At 67.6% G+C, this 20,460-nt stretch carries 19 protein-coding genes and 4 pseudogenes; 7 read left to right on the plus strand and 16 right to left on the minus strand.

Features of this window, described 5'->3' with window-relative positions; all coding sequences use genetic code 11:
• Nucleotides 1-19: 19 nt before the first annotated feature.
• From ACFWRO_RS19095 to ACFWRO_RS19120, 6 genes and pseudogenes are all read right to left on the minus strand, one after another.
• Nucleotides 20-808, minus strand: a complete 789-nt coding sequence (locus ACFWRO_RS19095) for a hypothetical protein (protein ID WP_384511641.1) — start codon at nucleotides 806-808, stop codon at nucleotides 20-22.
• A gap of 430 nt (nucleotides 809-1,238) precedes the next feature.
• Nucleotides 1,239-1,721 carry a sensor histidine kinase gene (locus ACFWRO_RS19100; RefSeq protein WP_384511643.1) on the minus strand — a complete coding sequence of 161 codons (483 nt, stop codon included), beginning with the start codon at nucleotides 1,719-1,721 and terminating at the stop codon, nucleotides 1,239-1,241.
• Nucleotides 1,684-2,067 (minus strand): histidine kinase dimerization/phospho-acceptor domain-containing protein, encoded by a 384-nt coding sequence (locus ACFWRO_RS19105; protein ID WP_384511645.1) that lies wholly within the window; start codon nucleotides 2,065-2,067, stop codon nucleotides 1,684-1,686. The genes ACFWRO_RS19100 and ACFWRO_RS19105 overlap by 38 nt, the downstream gene beginning before the upstream one ends.
• Before the next feature lie 375 nt (nucleotides 2,068-2,442).
• The gene (locus ACFWRO_RS19110; RefSeq protein ID WP_384511647.1) at nucleotides 2,443-3,096 is read right to left on the minus strand and encodes a response regulator transcription factor; all 654 of its coding nucleotides are present in this window, start codon (nucleotides 3,094-3,096) and stop codon (nucleotides 2,443-2,445) included.
• 119 nt (nucleotides 3,097-3,215) lie between these two features.
• Nucleotides 3,216-4,025: pseudogene (locus ACFWRO_RS19115) on the minus strand (IS5 family transposase).
• Nucleotides 4,026-4,035: 10 nt separating this feature from the next.
• Nucleotides 4,036-4,342 (minus strand): annotated as a pseudogene (locus tag ACFWRO_RS19120) (peroxiredoxin).
• Nucleotides 4,343-4,751: 409 nt separating this feature from the next.
• Between ACFWRO_RS19120 and ACFWRO_RS19125 the strand changes: the two are divergent.
• The 4 genes from ACFWRO_RS19125 (at nucleotide 4,752) to ACFWRO_RS19140 (ending at nucleotide 7,941) form a co-directional block, all read left to right on the plus strand.
• Nucleotides 4,752-4,949 carry a glycoside hydrolase gene (locus tag ACFWRO_RS19125; RefSeq protein ID WP_384511649.1) on the plus strand — a complete coding sequence of 66 codons (198 nt, stop codon included), beginning with the start codon at nucleotides 4,752-4,754 and terminating at the stop codon, nucleotides 4,947-4,949.
• A 369-nt stretch (nucleotides 4,950-5,318) separates the two neighbouring features.
• Complete coding sequence (locus ACFWRO_RS19130) at nucleotides 5,319-5,996, plus strand: response regulator (RefSeq protein WP_384511651.1); 678 nt, start codon at nucleotides 5,319-5,321, stop codon at nucleotides 5,994-5,996.
• Between the two features lie 20 nt (nucleotides 5,997-6,016).
• Entirely contained in the window at nucleotides 6,017-7,414 is a 1,398-nt protein-coding gene (locus ACFWRO_RS19135; protein ID WP_384511653.1) for an ATP-binding protein, read from the plus strand.
• Nucleotides 7,411-7,941, plus strand: a complete 531-nt coding sequence (locus ACFWRO_RS19140; protein ID WP_384511655.1) for a hypothetical protein — start codon at nucleotides 7,411-7,413, stop codon at nucleotides 7,939-7,941. The genes ACFWRO_RS19135 and ACFWRO_RS19140 overlap by 4 nt, the downstream gene beginning before the upstream one ends.
• On the opposite strand, the gene ACFWRO_RS19145 is transcribed toward ACFWRO_RS19140, so the two are convergent.
• From ACFWRO_RS19145 to ACFWRO_RS19185, 9 genes and pseudogenes are all read right to left on the minus strand, one after another.
• Entirely contained in the window at nucleotides 7,933-9,135 is a 1,203-nt protein-coding gene (locus ACFWRO_RS19145; RefSeq protein WP_384511657.1) for an ABC transporter permease, read from the minus strand. The genes ACFWRO_RS19140 and ACFWRO_RS19145 overlap by 9 nt on opposite strands.
• On the minus strand, nucleotides 9,132-9,821 hold the full coding sequence (locus ACFWRO_RS19150; RefSeq protein WP_384511659.1) for an ABC transporter ATP-binding protein: 690 nt from the start codon (nucleotides 9,819-9,821) through the stop codon (nucleotides 9,132-9,134). The genes ACFWRO_RS19145 and ACFWRO_RS19150 overlap by 4 nt, the downstream gene beginning before the upstream one ends.
• Nucleotides 9,811-10,860 carry a peptidoglycan-binding protein gene (locus ACFWRO_RS19155; protein WP_384511661.1) on the minus strand — a complete coding sequence of 350 codons (1,050 nt, stop codon included), beginning with the start codon at nucleotides 10,858-10,860 and terminating at the stop codon, nucleotides 9,811-9,813. Before ACFWRO_RS19155 ends, ACFWRO_RS19150 begins: the two co-directional genes overlap by 11 nt.
• 50 nt (nucleotides 10,861-10,910) lie before the next feature.
• Nucleotides 10,911-11,549 carry a hypothetical protein gene (locus ACFWRO_RS19160; protein ID WP_384511663.1) on the minus strand — a complete coding sequence of 213 codons (639 nt, stop codon included), beginning with the start codon at nucleotides 11,547-11,549 and terminating at the stop codon, nucleotides 10,911-10,913.
• Between the two features lie 425 nt (nucleotides 11,550-11,974).
• The gene (locus ACFWRO_RS19165) at nucleotides 11,975-12,817 is read right to left on the minus strand and encodes an oxaloacetate decarboxylase (RefSeq protein WP_384511665.1); all 843 of its coding nucleotides are present in this window, start codon (nucleotides 12,815-12,817) and stop codon (nucleotides 11,975-11,977) included.
• Between the two features lie 74 nt (nucleotides 12,818-12,891).
• Complete coding sequence (locus tag ACFWRO_RS19170; protein WP_384511827.1) at nucleotides 12,892-13,077, minus strand: YgaP-like transmembrane domain; 186 nt, start codon at nucleotides 13,075-13,077, stop codon at nucleotides 12,892-12,894.
• Nucleotides 13,075-13,520, minus strand: a pseudogene (locus ACFWRO_RS19175) (MBL fold metallo-hydrolase); the annotation flags it as partial. The gene ACFWRO_RS19170 and the pseudogene ACFWRO_RS19175, both read right to left, overlap by 3 nt.
• 482 nt (nucleotides 13,521-14,002) lie before the next feature.
• The gene (locus ACFWRO_RS19180) at nucleotides 14,003-15,148 is read right to left on the minus strand and encodes an N-acetylmuramoyl-L-alanine amidase (protein ID WP_384511667.1); all 1,146 of its coding nucleotides are present in this window, start codon (nucleotides 15,146-15,148) and stop codon (nucleotides 14,003-14,005) included.
• A 636-nt stretch (nucleotides 15,149-15,784) separates the two neighbouring features.
• Entirely contained in the window at nucleotides 15,785-16,669 is an 885-nt protein-coding gene (locus ACFWRO_RS19185; RefSeq protein WP_384511668.1) for a DMT family transporter, read from the minus strand.
• 128 nt (nucleotides 16,670-16,797) lie between these two features.
• On the opposite strand from ACFWRO_RS19185, the gene ACFWRO_RS19190 reads away from it, so the two are divergent.
• Both ACFWRO_RS19190 and ACFWRO_RS19195 read left to right on the plus strand, forming a co-directional pair.
• Nucleotides 16,798-17,670 (plus strand): LysR family transcriptional regulator, encoded by an 873-nt coding sequence (locus ACFWRO_RS19190; protein ID WP_384511670.1) that lies wholly within the window; start codon nucleotides 16,798-16,800, stop codon nucleotides 17,668-17,670.
• Between the two features lie 239 nt (nucleotides 17,671-17,909).
• Nucleotides 17,910-18,089, plus strand: coding sequence for a hypothetical protein (locus ACFWRO_RS19195; protein WP_384511672.1), 180 nt, complete (start codon nucleotides 17,910-17,912; stop codon nucleotides 18,087-18,089).
• Nucleotides 18,090-18,404: 315 nt separating this feature from the next.
• Here ACFWRO_RS19195 and ACFWRO_RS19200 read toward each other — a convergent pair whose 3' ends face one another.
• Nucleotides 18,405-19,106: a zinc-dependent metalloprotease family protein gene (locus ACFWRO_RS19200; RefSeq protein WP_384511829.1), complete on the minus strand. Its 702-nt coding sequence runs from the start codon at nucleotides 19,104-19,106 to the stop codon at nucleotides 18,405-18,407.
• A gap of 358 nt (nucleotides 19,107-19,464) precedes the next feature.
• Between ACFWRO_RS19200 and ACFWRO_RS19205 the strand changes: the two are divergent.
• Nucleotides 19,465-20,177, plus strand: a pseudogene (locus ACFWRO_RS19205) (IS5 family transposase).
• Nucleotides 20,178-20,460 lie beyond the last annotated feature (283 nt).

Here is a 20,460-nt window from a genome sequence, read left to right on the forward strand (position 1 = left end):
AGCGTCGGTATCTCCTTTCCTACGCTTGCTCGCATTGTGCGGCTTTCAGGTCGCACTGCCAGTAGATCATCACTCCGGGGCCCCGGCCAGCGCCGCTCGATCTCGCCCTTGATGGCCGCCGGGCTCTCGGGCTCCTCCTGCTTGCCGCGCGGGGAGCTGATCCACGGCTCGCCGTGCTTCTTGACGATCGCCACCCCTCCCGTCGTGCCTCCGCCAGCGCCTGCTCGAAATGGTCCAGCGACGTGCGGAGCTTGCCTTGCAGGGCTGCGATGGACTCCCTGGCGTCCTGCGGCTGGCCCAGTGCGGCGTAGTGCACGTCCCGGTCTTCCTCAAAGTCGGCGGGCAGATCGTCCTCCGGGATACGCCACCGGATTGCCCCCACCACCCGGATTTCGCGGCGCCGCACCGCGTCCCGCAAAGCGGCCAGGACGCACAACTCGTACGGGACGCGCTCGATGCGGCCCTTGCCGTCCATCACCGCCGTCCGCCAGTGCTCAGGGATCACCCCCGCGAGCGGCACGCTCTCCTCCAGATCGAAGAACGCGCCCTCTCTCAGCGGCTGGTCCAGGTAGCGCTGGAGCAGGTCAATCGCGTCCATCACGGGCCGGTAGGCGGTGTTGTTGCACTTCAGCTCCAGCGCGCCTAGCGGCGGCGAGAGCATCCGGCGCCAGTGCGCCGAGTACGACGACCGCAGCACGGTGCGGACCCGGGCCTTGTAGCGTGCCTCTTTTGCCGCCGCCTCCGCCGCCAGGGCCTTAACACCTCGCCCGCACAGCCGGAATGGCCCGCCGCAGGTCGCGGTGATCACCGTAGCGGCTCCACCGCAGTAAATTCCGGCATTTACTGCGGCAGAGAACCGAGGTGATGGAGTCCGATAGTCGATGCGGAATCCCTACTACCGCCATCCGCTGCCCCGTTTGCCCTCACACGGGGGGGGAGGGGGGGGAGGCCGGAACATCACGCCGAGCTACTTCGGACGACGATCAGCAGGCAGCTGTGAAGACAGGGTGCGAAGAGTTCGCTCACGGTCCGTCAAAAGCTCTGACAGCTAAGCCGGTTTTCTGTTCCGTTCCTACCGGGACCCAATCGCTACCGCTCCGCGCCTGGTCCCTTGGGCGATGACCGGGAGGGCAGCGAGGCGGCCAGGGATGCGGGACCACCACGAGATCCGCTGGACGTAGTCTGCCGGGCGTCACATGTGCAGGCTGAAGGCGTCCTGGCACTCAGCCACTTGAGGATTAGCTGTCCTGGGCCGCCGTCAGTTTGATCGTAACGGTGAGTCCGCCCTGCGGGTTGGCCACTGCGGTGGCTGTGCCCTCGTGGGCATGGGCGATGGACCGGACGATGGACAGGCTCAATCCCTCGCCGGTCCCGCTTCGCCGGTCCCGGCCGTGGCCACGGCGGAAGGGTTCGAACAACGCCTCCACATCGGCCTGTTCGAGCACAGGGCCGGTGTTGGAGACGCTGAGCCCGGCGGAGGCGGTGTGCACGCGGACGGTACCGCCACGGTGGTTGTACAGGACGTCGTTGCGCAGCAGATTGGCGACGAGCCGGCCGATCAGCACCCGGTCGCCGCGCACCGGGGAGGGACCGCCCGCGATCATCGCGTGGACACCGTATCTCTGCGCGGTGGGCTGGATCGCACTGAGCTCCTCCTCGACGACCTGACGCAGGTCGAAGTCCTCATGGCGCTCGATGCCCCGCTCGCCGTGGGCGAGCATCCGTAGTCCGTCCAGGAGCCGCTCGCTGCGCCGGTTCGCGTTGAGCAACTGGTCCCGTACATCCGCGAGCTCCTCGGGGCGTGGGGTTCTCCAGACCGATCTGCAGGGCCGCGCGCTGACCGGCCAGCGGAGTGCGCAGCTCGTGTGAGGCGTTGGCGGTGAAGCGACGCTGGCTGTCGAAGGCCGCGTCGAGACGCGCGGGCAACTCGTCGAAGGTGTCGGCGAGTTCCTTGAGTTCGCTTCGGGGCCCGCCAGTGCGATCCGCTCGTGCAGGTTCTGCTGTGAGATGCGGCGGGCCTTCGCCGTCATGGCGTGCACGGGGCTCAGTAGCTTGCCGGTTGTCCACCAGCCGACCGTCACTGCGAGCACCGCCGTGAGCAGCAGGGCGACCGCCGACCAGATCAGTACCTGCTGGGAGGCAGCCTCGCTGAAGTCCTGGGGCGCCAGGTTGACGCGGTTCGAGCCGTCGCCCCCCATGACCTCCACGCTGGCTGTCCCGGGGGAGGGGGATGGGGCGGGGAGGATGAGGGTGCCGCGACAGAGGGGGTAGCCTGCGCGCCGTCCACCAGGTGGCGGGCCGAGGCCTCGGTGCCAGCGCGTGACAGGACGTACACGAAACCCAGCGTCAGGGCCCCGAGCGCCACGAACAGCGCGCCGTACACCAGGGCGATACGGCTGCGCAGGGTTCGGCGGCTCGGCCGCGGGGCCCGTGGCACCTGGGTCACAGGCGATACCCGATCCCACGGACCGTGGTGATCAGCGGGGGATCGCCGAGCTTGGCCCGCAGCATGCTCATGGTCACCTGGACAGCGGTGGTGAACGGGTCGGCGTGCTCGTCCCACACCCGCTGCAGCAACTCCTCGGTGCTGACGGGGGCGCCGTCCGCGGCGAGCAGCACCCGCAGCACCGCGAACTCCTTCGGTGTCAGCCGCAGCGGCTGTCCGTCACGGGTCGCCGTGTGGCGGACCGTGTCCAGTGTGATTCCGCTGCGGTGCAGGACAGGCGCGGTCATCACGGTGCTGCGGCGGCTGAGCGCCTTCACGCGGGCGATCAGCTCGGGATACTCGAACGGCTTGGTGAGGTAGTCGTCCGCGCCGAGGTTGAGCCCTTCCACCAGGTCCTCCATGGCGGAGGCCGCGGTGAGCATCAGGATGCGGGTGCGCGTGCGGGCTGCGACCACTCGGGCCACGACCTCGTCACCGTGGGTGCCGGGCAGGTCCCGGTCGAGCAGCAGGACGTTGTAGTCGACCACCTCCATGCTGAACAGCGCCGCGTCCCCGTCATGGACGGTGTCCACCACGAAGCCGTGCCGGGCCAGCCACCTTGTGATCATTTCGGCCATCATCGGATCGTCCTCGGCCACGAGAACGCGCATCAGATGTTCCTCCGTCGTCTTGTCCGCTGTCCAGGCTGCCCCGGTATCCGGCTCAGGTCGCGGCGAGCGCCGCCGTAGGTGCGAGCCGGGCTGCCCGTACCGCCGGCTAAGACGTCATCTCATTTGGTGAGTCTGCGGTAGCAGATGAGGGTGCAGGCGATGGCGGTGTAGGCGAGGAAGTGCTCTGCTTTGCGCTCGTAGCGTCGGTGGAGTCGGCGGCAGCCGGCGAGCCAGGACATGGTGCGTTCGATGGTCCACCGATGGCGGCCCAGTCGTTGTGAGGCCTCGACTCCTGTGCGGGCGATGCGGTGGGTGATGCCACGTCCGCGTAACCAACGCCGCAGGTGGGGATAGTCGTATCCCTTGTCGGCGTGGAGCTTGGCCGGCTTGCGCCGCCTGCGTCCGCGACGGGAGCGGATCGGCGGTATGCCCTTGACCAGAGGGATCAGGGCCTGGCTGTCGTGCAGGTTTGCGCCCGAGATGCCGATGGAGATGGGTAGGCCGGTCCGCTCTGTGACCAAGTGGATTTTCGAGCCGTACTTGCAACCGGTCGACAGGATTTGGACCGGTCAGATCCCCCTTTTCAGGGCCCTCATGTTCACCGAGTCGATCGCGCAGCGGGTCCAGTCCAGATCGCCGCGTGAGCCGAGCTCGTCGAGGACGACACGGTGGAGTTTCGCCCACACCCGAGCCTTTGACCACTCGGAGAAGCGTCGGTGCGCTGTCGCCCCCGAGGGGCCGAACGAAGCTGTCGGCAACTGCTGCCACGTGCAGCCTGACGTGGCCACGAACACGATCGCGGCCAGCACTTCCCGGTCACCGTGCCGACGCCGTCCGCCTCCTTGTGGCCTCGACGGCGCCTCTGGCGCCACGCGCTGGAACAACTCCCACAACTCGTCCGGCACCAACCGCTCAACGATGCCCACCATGGCCGACAGACTACCGAGTCAACCAAATGAGATGACGTCTAAGGGCCTGACTGACGGGGTAGTTGGCCTTGGCGTCCTCCGCGGCTCTCGCGAGCTCTTCCCCTCCCGGTCCCGGCACCGCACCCATCACCGTGAGAGGAATGAGCTGCGGCAAATGACTCCTCAGGGCTTGTCTCGCCCACTCCGTCAAGGTCGTTGGCGCGGGTGGGCCAGCGCACACGAAAGCTGCCAAGGGCAGAAAGCGTCAAGGCTACGGAGCCGTACCCATCCTGCAAATTGCCATCCCTGGTGATACGGGCAACACGAACAGTGGCCATGGTAGAGACTTCCCTCCTTGCGTGAATTCCCCGCTGCACTGGCGAGGAAGATCTTTCACCGTAGCCTTCGGGTGTATCTCGGGGCCAGTGAGCAAAAGTTGACCGAATTCGCAGCTGGTGCGGCCGACGATGCGTATGCCGGTGCAGCCCCGCATGCCAAGGGCGCGCGTCATGGGAACCCAGTCGGTCCTAGGCGGGAAACCCCTGCCGACCGGTATCAACCTTTGGATTATTGAAACAACTTGTGGAGGAATTCTGCCGACTGATCCATGAGTAGCGTGTCCGGTGGCTTCCACCCGCGGGCGTGAGCACGTGGCTGAGACAGCGTCTTCAGTTAGAACCACGGCGCTGCCAATCCCGTCAACGACCAACCCTGGAAACTGGAGAACGACAGGGCTCTGTGGGGCGGGTGGCGAAGTCGATGTGCGACCCGGGGTATCGCGAACCGCTGTATGAGACGGCCTTGCACGAGGGACTCATCAACGCCGACTGTTGGGAACTCCCCACAGCAAACTTCCCGACCAGAAGCGGGACCGCGCCGCCGGTGATGCTCTACAACACCCCGCTCAACTACGTTCTGGACGGCAAGACCATCAGCACCCAATGACACGAACTAGCCCAACCGCACAAATATTTCGCTCCCTTGCCACCAGGCAGCCGGGCATGAAACCCATGACCTCACTCACTTGGCTGACGGACGACAAGACAGTCCGGCGCACCACCTTCGGCGACGGGACGCTCACTGTCACAGCCAACTTCGGCACCACAGCCCACGGTTCACTCGCTCCCGGCTGCGTCGAGGCATAGCTCGACACCGACACGACACCCCGCACGCGCGCTCAGCCTCACAGGCCGACAGGCAGGAGGTCTCCCGCTTGCTGATGTCCCGCCCGGACGCCCTGCCGCCGCGCTTGGACAAGGGCCAGCGCCTGAAGCACCTGTTCAACTATCTGCCTATTCGGTACATAATATTGCTATGCCCCACATACTTCTGATAGAAGACGATCCGGCACTCCGCTCTGGCCTGGAGATGGCCCTGCGCCGGAGGGGCCACGAGGTGACCAGTTGCGGAACCGGCGAAGAGGGGCTGCGGCGTGTCCGCGCCGGGGGCATCGAGGTGGTGGTGCTTGATCTCATGCTGCCCGGGATGGACGGCTTTGAGGTGTGCCGCCGTCTCCGTGCCGCCGGCCCCATCCCGCTGCTCATGCTCACCGCACGTGGTGACGACATCGACATGGTGGCCGGGCTGGAGACGGGAGCGGACGACTATGTCGTCAAGCCAGTGCAGCCGCGCGTACTGGAAGCACGCATCAGTGCAGTCCTGCGCCGCAGCGACTCGTTCCCAGGTCAGCAGCGCGAGCAGCACGGTGCCATGGTCATCGACCGTACATCGCTGACCGTCACCAAGTCCGACGAGGTGATCGCCCTGCCGCCGACCGAACTACGTCTGCTCTTGACGCTCAGCACGGAACCGGGTCGGGTCTGGAGCCGGGAACAGCTGCTTGAGGCGGTCTGGGGGTACGAACGGGTAGCCGAGCCCCGGCTGGTCGACGCCGCCGTGCAGCGGCTCCGGCTGAAAGTCGAGGACGTGCCGGGTGACCCGCGCTACGTGCGAACCGTGCGCGGATTCGGCTACTGCTTCGGGCCGTTGTGAGGGGGCTGCGGGGCCGACTGTTGACGGCCTTCGTGCTACTGGCTGCCTTCAGCACCGCCGCCACCGCAGGCCTCACCTACCGGGAGGCGCGCGATTCGATCCTGGACCGGTCACAGACCGCCCTCATCACCGATTTCCGCGAGCAGCTGGCTACCCTCGCCCCCGCCCTGGCTTGGCCCGCCGACCGGGCCGTGCTGACCCGCTTCCTCGACCGGCTCACGCCGCACACCCGGAGGGCGCACGTACAACTCCTTCAGGGCGCCGTGTCAGCGTCCAGCACCATCAGCGGATCCGTGGTGCCCATCCCCGACGGGCTGCGGCAGCGGGTCCGGGACGAGCGGGACCACGCCTCACAGCGCGTGGTCAGGGACGGTGTTCCGTGGCTGGTGGTGGGCGCCCCGCTCACCGTAGGACAGGCGAGCCCGGGGCAGGACTCGGTGCCGGTGGAGGTCTATATGACAGCCTCGCTTGAGGCCGAACAGGCGGACACCGCGGCCGTTCTGGACGCGGCCCGCAACGGGGCGCTACCGGCGGCGCTGGTCGCGACGCTGCTCGCGCTGCTGTCCGCACGCCGGGTCCTGCGACCGGTACAGGAGCTGGGGCGGGCCGCCGGTGAGCTCGCCGACGGCCGGCTCGACACCAGGGTGAACGTCGTCGGCAGGGACGAACTCGCCGACCTGGCCACCAGGTTCAACCGGTCAGCGCGGGCCCTGGAGTCCACTGTCGAGGAGTTGCGCACCATGGAGGCCAGGGCCCGGCGCTTCGCCGCCGACGTCTCGCACGAGCTGCGCACACCGCTGGCTGTGATGACGGCGGTCACCGATGTCTTGGACGAGGAAGCCCGATCCATGCGGGGGGATGCGGCGACGGCGGCCGCCCTGGTGGGGTCCGAGACACGGCGGCTGGTACGCCTGGTTGAGGACCTCCTGGAAATCTCCCGGTTCGACGCCGGGGCCGCCGTGCTCCTACGGCAGGAGCTGGCCGTCTCCCGCCAGCTCCAGGCCACCCTGCGCGCACGGGGCTGGCAGGACCGGGTGCGGGCTGTGCTCCCAGAGGAGGACATACGGGCCCGGCTCGACGCGCGCCGCTTCGACGTGATCGTGGCCAACCTCGTCGGCAATGCCCTGCGGCATGGCGGCGAACCGGTGCACGTGACCTTGGCCGACGTGGACGGACAGATCATCGTAAAGGTCTCCGACAGCGGGCCGGGGATCCCCAAGGACGCGCTGCCCCTGCTCTTCGACCGCTTCTACAAGGCTGATGCCTCCCGTGCCCGGTCGGAAGGCAGCGGCCTGGGCCTGGCCATCGCCAGAGAGAACGCCCAGCTGCACGGCGGCACACTGACCGCCGCCAACCAGCCGCAGGGCGGCGCGGTGTTCACCGTCATCTTGCCGGACGGGCAAGGGGAGTTGACATGAGGAGTCTTCGCGCTCTGCTTCTGCTGCCGGCGACGGGTCTGCTGGCCGGATGCGGCATCGGCCCAGCCGGACCTGACCGCATTGAAGGCACGGCGCCGGCCGTCACCGTGGCACCGAGCGTGTACTGGGTCACCCCCGACGGGAAGCTGCGCGGGGTCGCGCCGCAGGGAAAGCAGCCAGCGACGCCCCTGATCACCGAAAGCCTCGTCAAGCAGCTGCTGCGCGGCCCCAGCGAGGTACTCACCCTGGAGAACCTCGCAAGCAAGCTGCCAGCGATACCGGAGGACAAGGACTTCGCCGTGACGGTGACAACGCCGGCTCCAGGCACCGTCACCGTCGCACTGCCCCACGACGTCTCGCGGCTGGGCAGGACGGCGGTCGGCCAGATCGTGTGCACCGTATGGAGCGCGGAGGCCGCCCGCCGTGGCCGCCTTGACCAGGTCGAGGTCATCCTCACCGGCAGCAGTCGGCGCAGCGGGCCGTATCGCTGCGCCGACTTCCCCGCAGTGGCGGGCCCGTCAGCCTGAGCCGAGCGCCTCGGTGGGAGACAGCTGTGAGGCGCGGACCGCCGGGTAGAGGCCCGCGGCCATACCGATGACAACGGTCGAACCAAGCCCGCCCCCCAGTGCCCAGGGCGGCACAACCACCTGCCAGCCCTGGGCGGTCGCGAAGCCGAAGGTGCCAAGGACGCCGAGCAGACCGCCCACTACACCGCCCAGGCCGGAGAGCAGGAGCGCCTCGGTCAGGAACTGGATGCAGATCTGGCCCCGGGTCGCACCGATGGAGCGGCGCAGGCCGATTTCCTGGCGGCGTTCCAGCACTGAGATGACCATGGTGTTGGCGACCCCGACCCCGCCGACGAGCAGCGCCACCGCGCCCAGGCCCAGCATGAGACTGGTCAGGGAACCGGACGCGGCCGCCTTCGCGGTGAGGGCGTCGGAGGGGCGGCTGACCTGGACAGTCTCCGGGGCCTGTGGATTGACCGTGCGGGTGAGGACGGCACGGACCGAGGCGACCGCTTGGTCACTGGAGCGTTCATAGAGCCTCGTCGGGTGCCCGTCGAATTCAAGGCGCCTCTCCGCTGCCTGCCAACCCACGAGGGCCGCCGTGTCAAGATCCACGGCGAGCGCGACGGGCTCCATCACCCCGATGACCGTGAAGCGGTCCTCACCGATCCAGACCAGCTCTCCCGGCTGCGCGCCCAGCCGCGCCGCGGCCACGCCACCCAGGACGACGGTGGGGTAGGCGGCGGTGGCGGAGGTGAACCAGCGGCCGTGTGCCATGCTGCCACTGACCGCGCTCAGGAGCGCCGTGTCCGCCGCCATCACATTGATCCCGCCGTTGCGCTCGGCCGGGACGAGTGGGCTGCGGCGGACCGTGGTGTCCTTGAGCAGCGCGAGCGCGCTGACCTGATGGACCGGGCCGATTCGGGACACCATCGCGACCGCTTCCTTCGGCAGCTTGGGCGTCCCGCCCTCGCCGTTCAGAGCCGCGCCCGCTTCAATGGTGAGCATGTCGGTACCGAGGTGGTCGAGTTTGGCCATCAGGTCGGCCTTGCTGGAGGTGGATATACCCACCACGGCGACCATGGTGGCGATGCCCAGCGCGATACCCAGCGCGGACAGGAAGACGCGCATCGGACGGGTGCGCAGTCCGACCGCTCCGACCCGCAGGACATCGCGAGGGCTGAGCCGGGCGGGACGCAGCGAAACACCGCTCACCGCGTGATCACCGCCCCCTGGTCGTCGATGACTTCACCGTCGCGGAGCCGTACCTGGCGGGGGAGCGAGGCTGCGATCTCCTGATCGTGCGTAATGATTACGATGGTGGCTCCGTCGGCATTCAGATCCCGCAGGATGCCCATCACGGCCTCTCCGGACTTGGTGTCCAGCGCGCCGGTGGGTTCGTCGGCCAGGATCAAGTCGGGCTCGCCCACCACCGCCCTCGCCACTGCCACCCGCTGCTTCTCGCCACCGGACAGTTCATACGGCCGGTGGCCGGCACGATGACCGAGCCCGACACGATCCAGCGCGGTCGCGGCCCGCTTTCGGCGCTCACGCAGCGGCAGCCCGGCGTAGAGCATGCCGTCGGCGACGTTGTCGAGGGCGCTGTGCCCCGGCGCGAGGTGGTAGTGCTGGAAGACGAAGCCCAGGTGTCGCGCGCGCAGAGCGGACAGCTGCTGGTCGTTGAGCGCTCCCACGTCCTGTCCGGCCACCCGGATCGCGCCGCGGCTGGCGCGGTCCAGGGTCCCGATCAGGTTGAGCAGAGTGGACTTGCCCGACCCCGAGGGACCGACGATGGCCGCCAGCTCACGGCGCTGCACCTGGAGGTCCACACCATGCAGGACGGTGAGATCGCCGTAGGACTTCACCACGCCGGACAGGCTGATGACGGGCTCACTGGTCATTCGCGGGCACCTCCACCACGGTGCCCTCGGTCAGGGTGGAGCCTGTGAGCGCGACCCTGCCGTCCGCATACGTCCCTGGTGTGACCTGCACCGTCTTCTTCCCCGAGCCGGTGACGACCTGGACCCCGTAGCCGCCCTCGCGCAGCGCGACCAATGCCTCGACCGGCACGGTGAGTGCGTCCCTGGTCACCTGATCGGCGAACGTCACCGTCACCGGCAGCTGGTCCTGCGTCGATGTCCCGACCGTGCCGTCCAGGTCGATCTCAACAGTGGCCTTGGAATCTTCCGGGGGCGTCGCGCCGGACGGAACCTCGTCGTCACCTGCGGCAGCGGCCAGCGTGATCTTAGTGACCTTGCCTGGCTTCTCCCCGATGCCGGGGACGGACACCTTCACCGCGGAGCCCTGCTTCAGCTTGGCACGCATATCGTCCTTGACCTGCGCGGTGACGATGCGCCTGTCCGAACCCAGGGTGAGTACAGGGGCGTTGGCCTCGATCTTGTCACCGGACTGGACCTTGGCGGCCGTCACGTGCACCGATCCGGGCCGGAACACCAACTGCTCCGGCTTGACCACTCCGCTCTGGGCAACGCCCAGACGCTTCTGCCAGCGCTTGACGGCGGCCTCCGTCCCCGCATCGAACTTCCCCGCCCGGGAGACGCCGTCGTAGCCCAGCGCCCGTAGGTTTTCGGTGAGCTGGACGACGTCGATGCCGTCCACGCCCTTCTTCAGCTCCCGGTACATCGGCACCTTGCCGTAGAAGAGGACTACCGGTACCCGATCCACCTCGTACAGGGACTGATTACGGCGGACCGTGTCACCAGCCTGCGGCGGATGCGCGGTGATGGTGCCCGTGCCACCAGCCTTGAGGTCGCGCTGCGAGCCGTAGGTGAGAATGCCGGAGAACGACGTGGTGGTGACAAGATCGGTCTTGGTCACTCTCGCGGTGACCGCCGGGGTACTGCTGGGGGCGGGCTTCGCGCGGCCGCCGGTACCGAACGCGGCGTAGGCGCCGCCCCCGACGGCCAGCGTCAGCGCCACGGACGCGGTACCCCACACCAGCTTGCGCGCAGCGCTGCGAGTGGGCGCGCTCACCCCTGCGCCCCAGTGCCGTAGGCCTTCTGGCGGCAGACCGGGTCGGCGGCCTTGAACTTGGGGTCCTCCAACGCCTTGGCCGGGTCATCGAAGAGCGAGCCGCCATCCTTGGGGTCGTTGACCTCGACCCCCTTTCCTCGCAGACAGTTGGCGTACTCCCGGAACTTCTTCTCGCTCTCCGCTTGCGCCTTCGGGTCCTTGGCCGCCTTGTCCAACGCCTCGCCCGCCTTGGCGGCCTGCGGCTTGCACGCCTTCTCGGCCCTGCGGCCGAGTTCGGAGCGGCCGTCCTGACTGCTGGAGTCGTAGTACCCCGAATCAGCACCTGCCTGAGGGAGCCCCTCGCCCGGCTTGGCGTCGGGGAATTTGATGCCGTTCTTGCGCATGCAGGCCACATACGCGTCCTGCAGCTCCTTGAGCGTGTCAGGAGAACCCGCGGCGTCGGAATCGTCCTTGCCGACGCCCCCGGCCGGTGCGGTTTGTGCTGTGGCCACGCCATCATCGGAGGAGGTGTCATCGCCGCAGGCAGCGACGCCCAAGAGCACCGGGAGCACAGCCAAAGCGCCGAGGCGGAACGACCTGGAATGCGAGAGAGTCTTCATGGCTGCAGCCTGACCAGCACAGATCATGAAGGTCACATGGCAATATCATCGATGTGTAACAGACCCGGATCATCATCGGGTTCCTCGCAGGTCAAGCCCGCCACGCCACCGAAGAGGTGACCCCGACGACGGGGAACGGCCCGCCGGAACTGCAGGACAGAGCGGTCGAATTTCCTCGACCTCCTCGCCTCAAACGTGGCTCCACCACCATCGACGTGACCCGCACCTGCGCCGGATGTTCCGTGAGGGTTGGACCCTGTATGCGAGCGAGCTGGCCGCGCTCGGCCCCTGCAGGCGCGAGAACGTACTCCGCTTCAGTGGCTGTGCCACTGACCGGCTCCGCATACCCCGCCACCCGTCTGCAACCGGGGCCGTCACTCCCGCTGAGCAGGCGCTCACAGAGGGGCGAGGAGGAGTGCGCAGAGCGGTCCCATGGCGCCAGGGCCCCGACGATCGCGGCCTCAGCCCCCGAACCGGTCATCGAGCTCTTTGTGGAAGTCGGCTCCGACGATTCGGGAGAACTCCTCGTAGGTGTGCTGTGGGGGACCGCAGGCCGGGGTGCCTGCAGCCCGCAGGTGCGCCAGGGCGTCGGCGGTGGCCCGGGTAGCGGTGAACAGGGCTGTCACGGCGTAGAAGGCGAGGGAGAATCCGAGTTCCTGGAGGCCGACGGCGGTCAGTCTGGCTGTCTCGTTGCCGTCGACGATGGACACCACCTTGGGTCCTTCGACCGCGGCGGCCACCGCCTCCAGTTCGTGGATCTTCTTGACGCCGTCGACGAAGACGAGGTCCGCCCCCGCGTCCCGGTAGAGACGGGCCCTCCTGACGGCTTCTTCGATACCCTCCGCAGGGAGGGCATCCGTGCGGCCGATGATCAGCATGTCCGCAGACCCGCGCGCTCGCAGGGCGCACCGCAGGCGCTTGACGCTGCTGTCCACGTCGAGCAGCCGCACGCCGCTCAGCTGTCCGCACCGCTTCGGCATGGCCTGGTCTTCGAGATGGATCGCCGCCGCCCCGGCTTGGAGGTATTCGTGCACGGTGCGGTCGATGTTGCTCGGCCCGCCGTACCCGGTGTCGGCGTCTGCGATCACCGGGATCGATACCGCGCGCGTCATGTTGCGTGCGTGCTCGGTCATCTCCGTCTGGCTGAGCAGACCGATGTCCGGCATGCCCAGCCGGCTGGCCGTCGCGCCGAAACCCGTCATATACACGGCGGGAAAGCCAGCCGCCTGAACAAGACGCGCACTGATCGAGTCAGGCGCTCCCGGCGCCAGAACGATCTCCGGGCCCTCCAGCAGACGCTTCAAGGACGTGCCACCAGCCACAGAACCTCTCCAATCATGTCGATCATGGCGCCACAAGACTTCGCCCCGGCAGCTCGCTACCGTCCGAGGGCTTGCAGGGTGGCGTCGAGGTCGGTGGTGCGAGGTTGGTTGCAGGGGAGTTTGGCCAGTATGGCGGCCATGCCGCAGGTGCTGGTGGCGGCGGAGAAGACCAGGCCGCTTCCGACGGCGGCGGACAGCCAGCGGGCGGGCCGGTAGCGGGCGCCGAGTACGAGGCCGGCCACGACGAGGGACCCGGCGGCGAGGCGGACCTGGCGTTCCATGGGCCAGGCGGCCTGGGCGGTTTCGTTGTGGTCGACGGGGTGGCCCTGGGCGGCCCAGGCGGCAGCGTTGGCCGGGCCCAAGTGGGCGTAGCAGGCGGGCACATCTTCCAGGCCGGCCAACATCTGCGCGACGAAGGTGTCCACGTCCAGGGTGAGCGCGTCACTGGAAGCGCGTTCCTGGCCGATCGTGGTCGCTGTCGCCCTCGGTCTGGGAGGAGGAGCAGAAGCTGCCGAACCCGTGCGTGGGCAGCATCTGCACCTCGTCGTCCAGCTCGGCCACCAGGCGTTGGGCTGAGGCGTGCTGGGCCCCGGGCCAGCTGCTCGGTCAGTCGCGGCTCGACGGGATCGAGGCGGCCCACCGTGCCGATCAACAGAGATCCGCCGGTGAACGCCGCCACACCGCGTGGCCGCGGCGTATGCGGATGCCTGCGGCAGTACGCCATGGCCGAGGTTCTGAAGACCCCGGGGCGTCGCCGACTAGTACTGCAACCGTCACGGCAAAGACCGTTGCAGTACTAGCTGCCCGCTCAATGATGGGAATTTGTGCTCGATCCCTGAAGTCGCAGCTGTTGTCTGCCAGTTGCGCCAGCAGCATCCCAGGTGGCGAGTTCGCCTGATGCGTATGAAATGCAGAGCCGGGCCGATGCCGTCCCGGCTGGCCGTGCACCGGTTGCTGACCCGCAACGTGTCGGTGAAGCCGCAGGATCAAGACCACGAATGCCGGTACAAGCCCGGTGCAAGCCGTGGCAGAGTGCGGCGCCGATGTATCTGTGACAGTTTGGCCTGGTCTATAAGCCATCTGCGACCGCTCCTCGCAGCAACCCGACACCACCACAGAACCTCAAGATCCAGGACGACTCAACGGATTCCTGCCAAGGTTGACCGACTACTTGTTGGCGGCCAGGTCCCGGATCTCCGGGAGTGCGTTGTAGAGGTCTTCGCCGGGGCAAAGCGTGTTGAACCCGTTGCGGTGTCCGGGGATCCGGTGGAAGTCGATCAGGTCTCCGAGCTTCCACGTCTCACCGTAGAAGTTTCCTCCATTGGCACCGGCAGGGAGGCGAATCATTTCGTCCGGGGCATAGCCGTGCAGGCGCAGCTTCCAGCTGGCCACAGAGGCGATGGCCCGCTTGGTCTCAGCCGTGACCGCAGCGTCCTCGGTGTTGCCGAGCAGCGCGATGCTGCTGGTGTCGGTGTTGAAGCCGAAGGTGTGGGCCGCGCGCACGGACCTGTCGATCCCACCGGCACGACCCTCGAACACAGTGCCGTACTTGTCGACCAGGAAGTTGTAGCCCAGGTCGTTCCATCCGAGTTCCTCAACGTGGTACAGGAAGATGCCCCGTACGATCCCAGGGGACTGCTCACTCGTGTAGTCGTTGATGCCCGCAGTGTGATGGACAAAGACGGCCTTGGTGTCATTCATGTACTGAGGCGGATCGAGCACCAGGCTTTCGTCTGCGCCCCAACCTTCACGGTTGGTGATGACGGGAGGCTGCCAGATGCCGACAGCCCGGTGCGTGCCCGCCGGGCCGCTCCGCGTAGTGCCGCCGCTGCCCGGGGTGACCATCGCGACCCGGAGCCCCTTCGGTAGATCCTTGTCACCGGCCTTCACCCGCACCTCAATACCGTCCGATGGCCCGGTCCACAGCGGTTCGGTACCGCCCCGGGCGGCTCGGCTGTCCCTGGCGTGGCCCTGTGACAGGGGCAGCCAGGCACTCCACGTACCCGTCGCACTGCTGTGTGAACGCACCTCGGCCTTGGCGTCGAGACGAATATCCGGGTTCTGCCAGGAGATGCCCACCACGCTGAAACTCGGAACGCTGGACGCCTGTATGGCCCGGTGCTTCCCGGTGCCCGCCAGTTCGAGGTGGCGCACGCTGGCTTTGGCGGTGCCATCGACCGTGCCCTGAGGGGCGTCACCGAGTGCTGCGGCCGCCGCAGGGGCTACTGTCGCCCCCACCACAACCAAGGCTCCTGTAAGGACTGTTCGACGCGAGGCCTGGTGATTTGAGTCGAAGATTTTCGGCATCGTCATGCTCCTCTCCGTAATCCGCGATCCGCTGTATGCGCGACCGGGAATCCTTCACCCGGCCAAGATCGAGAATATGCGCCACGCTAGGAGCCCACCCAGGGGCGATCCTGCGACCAAACGGCTCTAATCCACAACCAAAGTTGATCGGACCGCCTCCGGGCGCAGATATGGACGGAAAGACGACCCGCACCTTGACACACCCAAGAGGTCGCAGACCACGTCAAGTTGCTGACAATTCGAGCGAGCCGGACCACAGTCCTCTGGACAACCCGCAGCTCCCGGGCCTCGATCCTCGGCGAACAGCTCCCAGGAGCCAAACTGGGTCGTGCTCCGCGAAGCGTAGTGATGCGGAGGCATGACTCCGCAGGTCCTCAATCCGATGAGGTTGTCGCCTCGGCAAAGAATTTTCCACATCGCTACGAACAGCGTGGGCACCGTCCAGGGGGCGCCGAGCGGCACTTTCCGGGCAGTTGGCGACCGGAGCAGGGTGGTCCAGATTCCTACACCACTTCGCGGACACCGCTGGAGAATTCGGCGCCTGGGCCCGCCGAGCACCACCACGGCGTGGTCCACCGAGACACGCGAGGGCCGTGTCGCTGCCACGCACGCTAGGTGGCCCGCCCGCCGCGCCATGGGGCGTCACATTCCCCGTTGGGGTGTGCTGAGCACCGCGCCAAGGCTGGCAGTAACGACCATCGAGATGGCCACGCACTGCATTGCTGTCAGCGTCTGCCCGAGCACCAGCAAGCCGGCCAGTCCCGCGATGGCGGGCGCCAGGCTCATCAACACCGCGAAGGTCCCGGCGGGCAACCGGCGCAACGCCAGGAGTTCCAGTGTGTACGGCAGTCCAGAGGCGAGTACGGCAACTGCCAGCCCCAGCCCCAGTGTCATGGGGTCGACGAGGTTCCCGCCCGCGCTGGCGATACCCAGCGGCAGGGTGATCAGCGCGGCCACGCCCATCGCCAGAGCCAGCCCGTCTGCATTCGGGAAGCTGGCTCCGACCCGGGAGCTCATCAGGATATACGCCGCCCACATGGCTCCGGCTCCCAGGGCAAAGGCTGCCCCGGCCGGGTCGAGCGCGCCGAATCCGCCCCCGCCGAGCAGGAATACGCCGACGAGCGCTAGACCGGCCCACAGGTAGCTGGCCGGCCGGCGGGCAGAGACCACCGACAGTGCGAGGGGCCCCAGCACCTCAAGCGTGACGGCGGGGCCCAGCGCGATCCGGTCGATCGCTTGGTAGAACAGCAGGTTCATCGCCCCCAGCGCGAGACCGAAACCGCATACCACTGCCCAGTCGGAACGGTCATGGCCACGCAAGCGGGGACGGCAGATGGCGATCAGCAGCAGGGCAGAGAGCACGAGCCGGAGCGTGACCACCCCCAGGGCCCCCGCCCGCGGAAACAGCAAGGTCGCGACGGCGGACCCGAAGTTCATCGAGAGGGCGGCAGCGACCACCAGGCTCACGCCTGCCAGGCGGCCACCACCACGCGGACCGGCGGGAAGGCCGTTGGTGATGGGCGGCATGGCGGTAGGGACTCCAGCGGGCGGTGAGGTCGTCATGACATCCACGCTAGGGAGCAGGTACTTCTCGGGGAAATGCTAATTTCCATTGAGTTATGCCGATGAAGCATGACTCATCTATGCTTTCTGTCATGCCTGCGGATTTGCGTCATCTGCGCGCCTTCATCGTCATCGCCGACGAGGGCAACATCACTCGAGCCGCTGCCCGCCTGCGTACCGGCCAGCCAGCGCTCTCCCGCACCCTGGCCGCCCTGGAGCATCATCTCGGCGTCCGTTTGGTCGACCGCTCCACTCGCCATCTGGAGCTCACCACCGAAGGACATGCCTTCCGCGACAGGGCGGTTGCTGCGATCGCCGCGGTGGACGCTGCTCTGGATGTCCGGGGCCTGCGACCCTGGCCCCTGCGGCTCGGATACTCCTGGGCCGCCCTGGGCGGCCACACCGTCCCGTTGCTGCGCCGCTGGGACGAAGAGCAACCGGGCACCCCACTGGAGCTGCGCCGTTTCGACGACCGTACGGCAGGCCTCCTGTCGGGCAAGGTCGATGCGGCGCTGCTGCGTGGTCCATTCGAAGCCCCCGGGCTGATCTCTGAACTGCTCCGGTGGGAGGAGCGGGTGGCTGTACTGCCCATCGGCAGTCCTCTGGCAGCTCGCGACACCCTGACCCTGGCCGCGCTTGCGGAGCGGCCCATCGCCCTCAACCCGACCGCCGGCACCACCACACTCGGTCTATGGCCGGAGGACACACGCCCCGCTACCGCCGTCGAAGTGTCCAACCACGACGAGTGGCTGACGGTGGTCGCGGCCGGTCGGGCCGTGGGCGTATCTACCAGGGCAACGCCCGCGAGCTACCTGCATCCCTCCCTCGTCCACCGCCCCCTCACCGACGCGCCCCCGGTCCCGGTTCACCTGGTTTGGCGGGCATTGGACCATCACCCCTCTCTGCCCGACCTGGTGGCCCTGGCCCATGCGGTCCTCGCGGCCGAGCCTGATCCCCTCCCGTGATGACGCTGTTGGGGAAGTTGAGGTTATGGGGGTGCTGTGTGCTGGGGTGCTGCAGGTCGGGTGGGAACCGGTTGTGGCGTCCTTCGGCGGGGTCATGGGGTAGCCGGCCTGGGGTTAAACGTCATCCCCTTTCCGGATGCGATCGTTCATTTCGGGTCGGGGTGGGTGGGCATGAACCCCGGTCGTGGTGGGAGAGATGGGCGTGATTGGTCCGCTCGTTTCGCTCGTGGAGGTGGCTGGTGCTGTCGACGCTCGGTCTGCTGGAGGCCGGGGAGAAGAGAGCCCGGGAGGAGATCGCGCGGTTACGGAAGGAGGCCGCGCAGGTGCAGGCCGTGCTCGGCGCTGCGGAACGCGTGCTTCAGTGGCTGGTGGATGGCTGTGCAACGGTGGCCGAGGTACTGGCCGAGCCACTTCGGTAGTCGCGGAGGTGGTCTCTGGCGCGGTGGTGGGGCAGGGGGACGCGGCAACAGGGCCTCCGGGTGCGTGGTTTGGTTCGCACCCCCGAGTGGCCAGGAGGCCCTGCTGCCATGTGCCGACCCTTGCGCGATCACCCGATCGGGAACCCTGTGCGGCCAGGCCGTGCCCCGTGATCGATGCGCGGGTGACGTCTCGCCTCAGCGTCGTGGCAAGGCGACCCGGGCACATGGGGCCTACCGCGCATGAAGTGCGCTGGCCGCGGTTCATGGCCGGGACAGCCCGCGTTCGAGACTCGTTCAGCGTCCGTGGTTGAAGGACTATCGGTAGTTGGCGACGACGGGGGCTGACTCGTCGAGCATGCTGACGGCATCGGCCTGGCCGGGCTGGCCGATCGGGACCCCGAGTGGCTCACCTTGGTAGGTCAGTCGCGGGTTGGAAAAGTAGGGTATGACAGGGCATTCTGCTCCCGCGTCTGTGCACTTGTTCTCGTAGGCCATGATGTCGCGCCACTTCAGGCTGGGCGCTACATAGCCTCGCGCATGCAGATATCCGTCACCCGGGTCGTGGTCACCGTCGGCGTAGCCGTCATGTTCCAGACCCAGCAGGTGCCCGAACTCATGTGCAAGGACGTCTGGTTCACGGCGAGTCAGGTCCTGGCCGAGCAGCATTCGGGGGCCTGCCCCGGGGCTTTCGACCGGGAGCGGGCGCGATGACGGCGCCATCGCGAACCCGCCGACATCACTGGCGATGACAGCGGTCACGTCAGCCCGGTGCGCATCCCTCAACTGGACAGCGGATGCAGGGGGATCAATCACATAGTCGTAGGCTGCGTCCCTCTCATCCGCGCCGGTGGGGTTGTAGTCGGGTGCCGGAGCGACCGCGACGATGCGTGTGCGCACTTTCGCCTGGCTCTGGACGAGAGCTAGGTTGGTGAACTCCACAGCCGCGTCGGCGATTTCGCGCACCGCGTCGGGCCCCCCGGCGTCCTGTGCGGCCTGGGGCGAGTAGAGGACCAGCATGTCCACGACAGGATTGGACTCATCGGCGCTTGCAGTGACCGACGGTGCGCCGAACACGCATGTGGCCACGAGTACGGCAGTTGCTCTGAATACGCTTCGCATGCCGGAGACATTCTCAGGCCAGCATTATCCCTGTATGCGCATTACTTGATGGTTGGGTAACAATCGGCACTGCCTCGCCTCCGACTTCGCCGATCGCAGGCCGTCCGGCAGAGAAGGCAGGGGTGTGCCTTCCGCGCGGCGTACAGCGTCAGCGGGGGACTGAGTGCGGAGCGCTTCCGCTCCGTGCGAGTACCGGCCTGGACGGCCGACCGTCGCCCCGCATGCGGCCGTTCGCTCCGGCTCTGCCCTCCGCTTCCTGGCGTCTCGTCTGCGCGAACACCGCCGGGCTCTCGGTACCCGATGGCGGCGCCTGAGCGCGGGCCGGCAGGCCCTGCTCGCCCTCGCCCACCTCCGCAACGGCCACCCTTACGCCCAACTCGCGGCCGGGTTCGGCATCAGCACCACCACCGCCCACCGCTACATCGCCGAGGCCGTCGACATCCTGGCCTCCCTCGCCCCGACCCTCGCCGATGCGGACCGGGCAGCGTCGATGAAGGAATTCGTCCTGCTGGACGGGACGCTGCTGCAGATCGACCGGGTCGCAGCCGACCGGCCCTTCTACTCGGGCAAGGACAAGAAACACGGGATGAATGTGCAGGTCATCGCCGATCCATCAGGGCGGCTACTGTGGGCACCCCGGCCCTGCCAGGGGCCGTCCACGACGTCCGTGCGGCCCGCGAACACAACATCATCAACGTCCTCGCCGAACCCGGCGTCGCCTGCTGGGCCGACAAGGGATACCAGGGCGCCGGAGGAACGGTCCGTGTTCCCTACCGCGGCCGGTGGCAGACTCTTTCCACCGGCCAGCAGGCCGTCAACCGGGCTCACGCAAAGATCCGGGCCCTCGTCGAGCAGGCCGTCGCCACCCTCAAGGCCTGGCGACTCCTCCGCAAGCTCCGCTGCTCGACCACCCGTATCACGAGCCTCGTCCAGGCTGTCCTCACCCTGCATCCGGCCAGCTCAGAATGAAGATGGAAAGGCTCACTGTTGATTCCTCGTTTCCTGTTCAGGGCAACCCTATTGGGTCCCTGTCCGGAAACTTCGGTGCACCTTACGCGGCAGCGTGAGGCCAGCTCACGGGCGAGGAAACGCAGGGCCGAGGTGGACAGATCGACACCGGATGGGTAGACAAGCACGCGGAAGCTCCTGGCAGGACGGCTTGGATTCGACACCCACTCATCTACCAGGAGCTTCTCTACGTCCCGACCCCACCCTCAAGCCCAACGGCCCGCCAGAGCAGGCAGGTCGGAAA

This window comes from Streptomyces sp. NPDC058579, assembly GCF_042718575.1.
Taxonomy (GTDB): domain Bacteria; phylum Actinomycetota; class Actinomycetes; order Streptomycetales; family Streptomycetaceae; genus Streptomyces.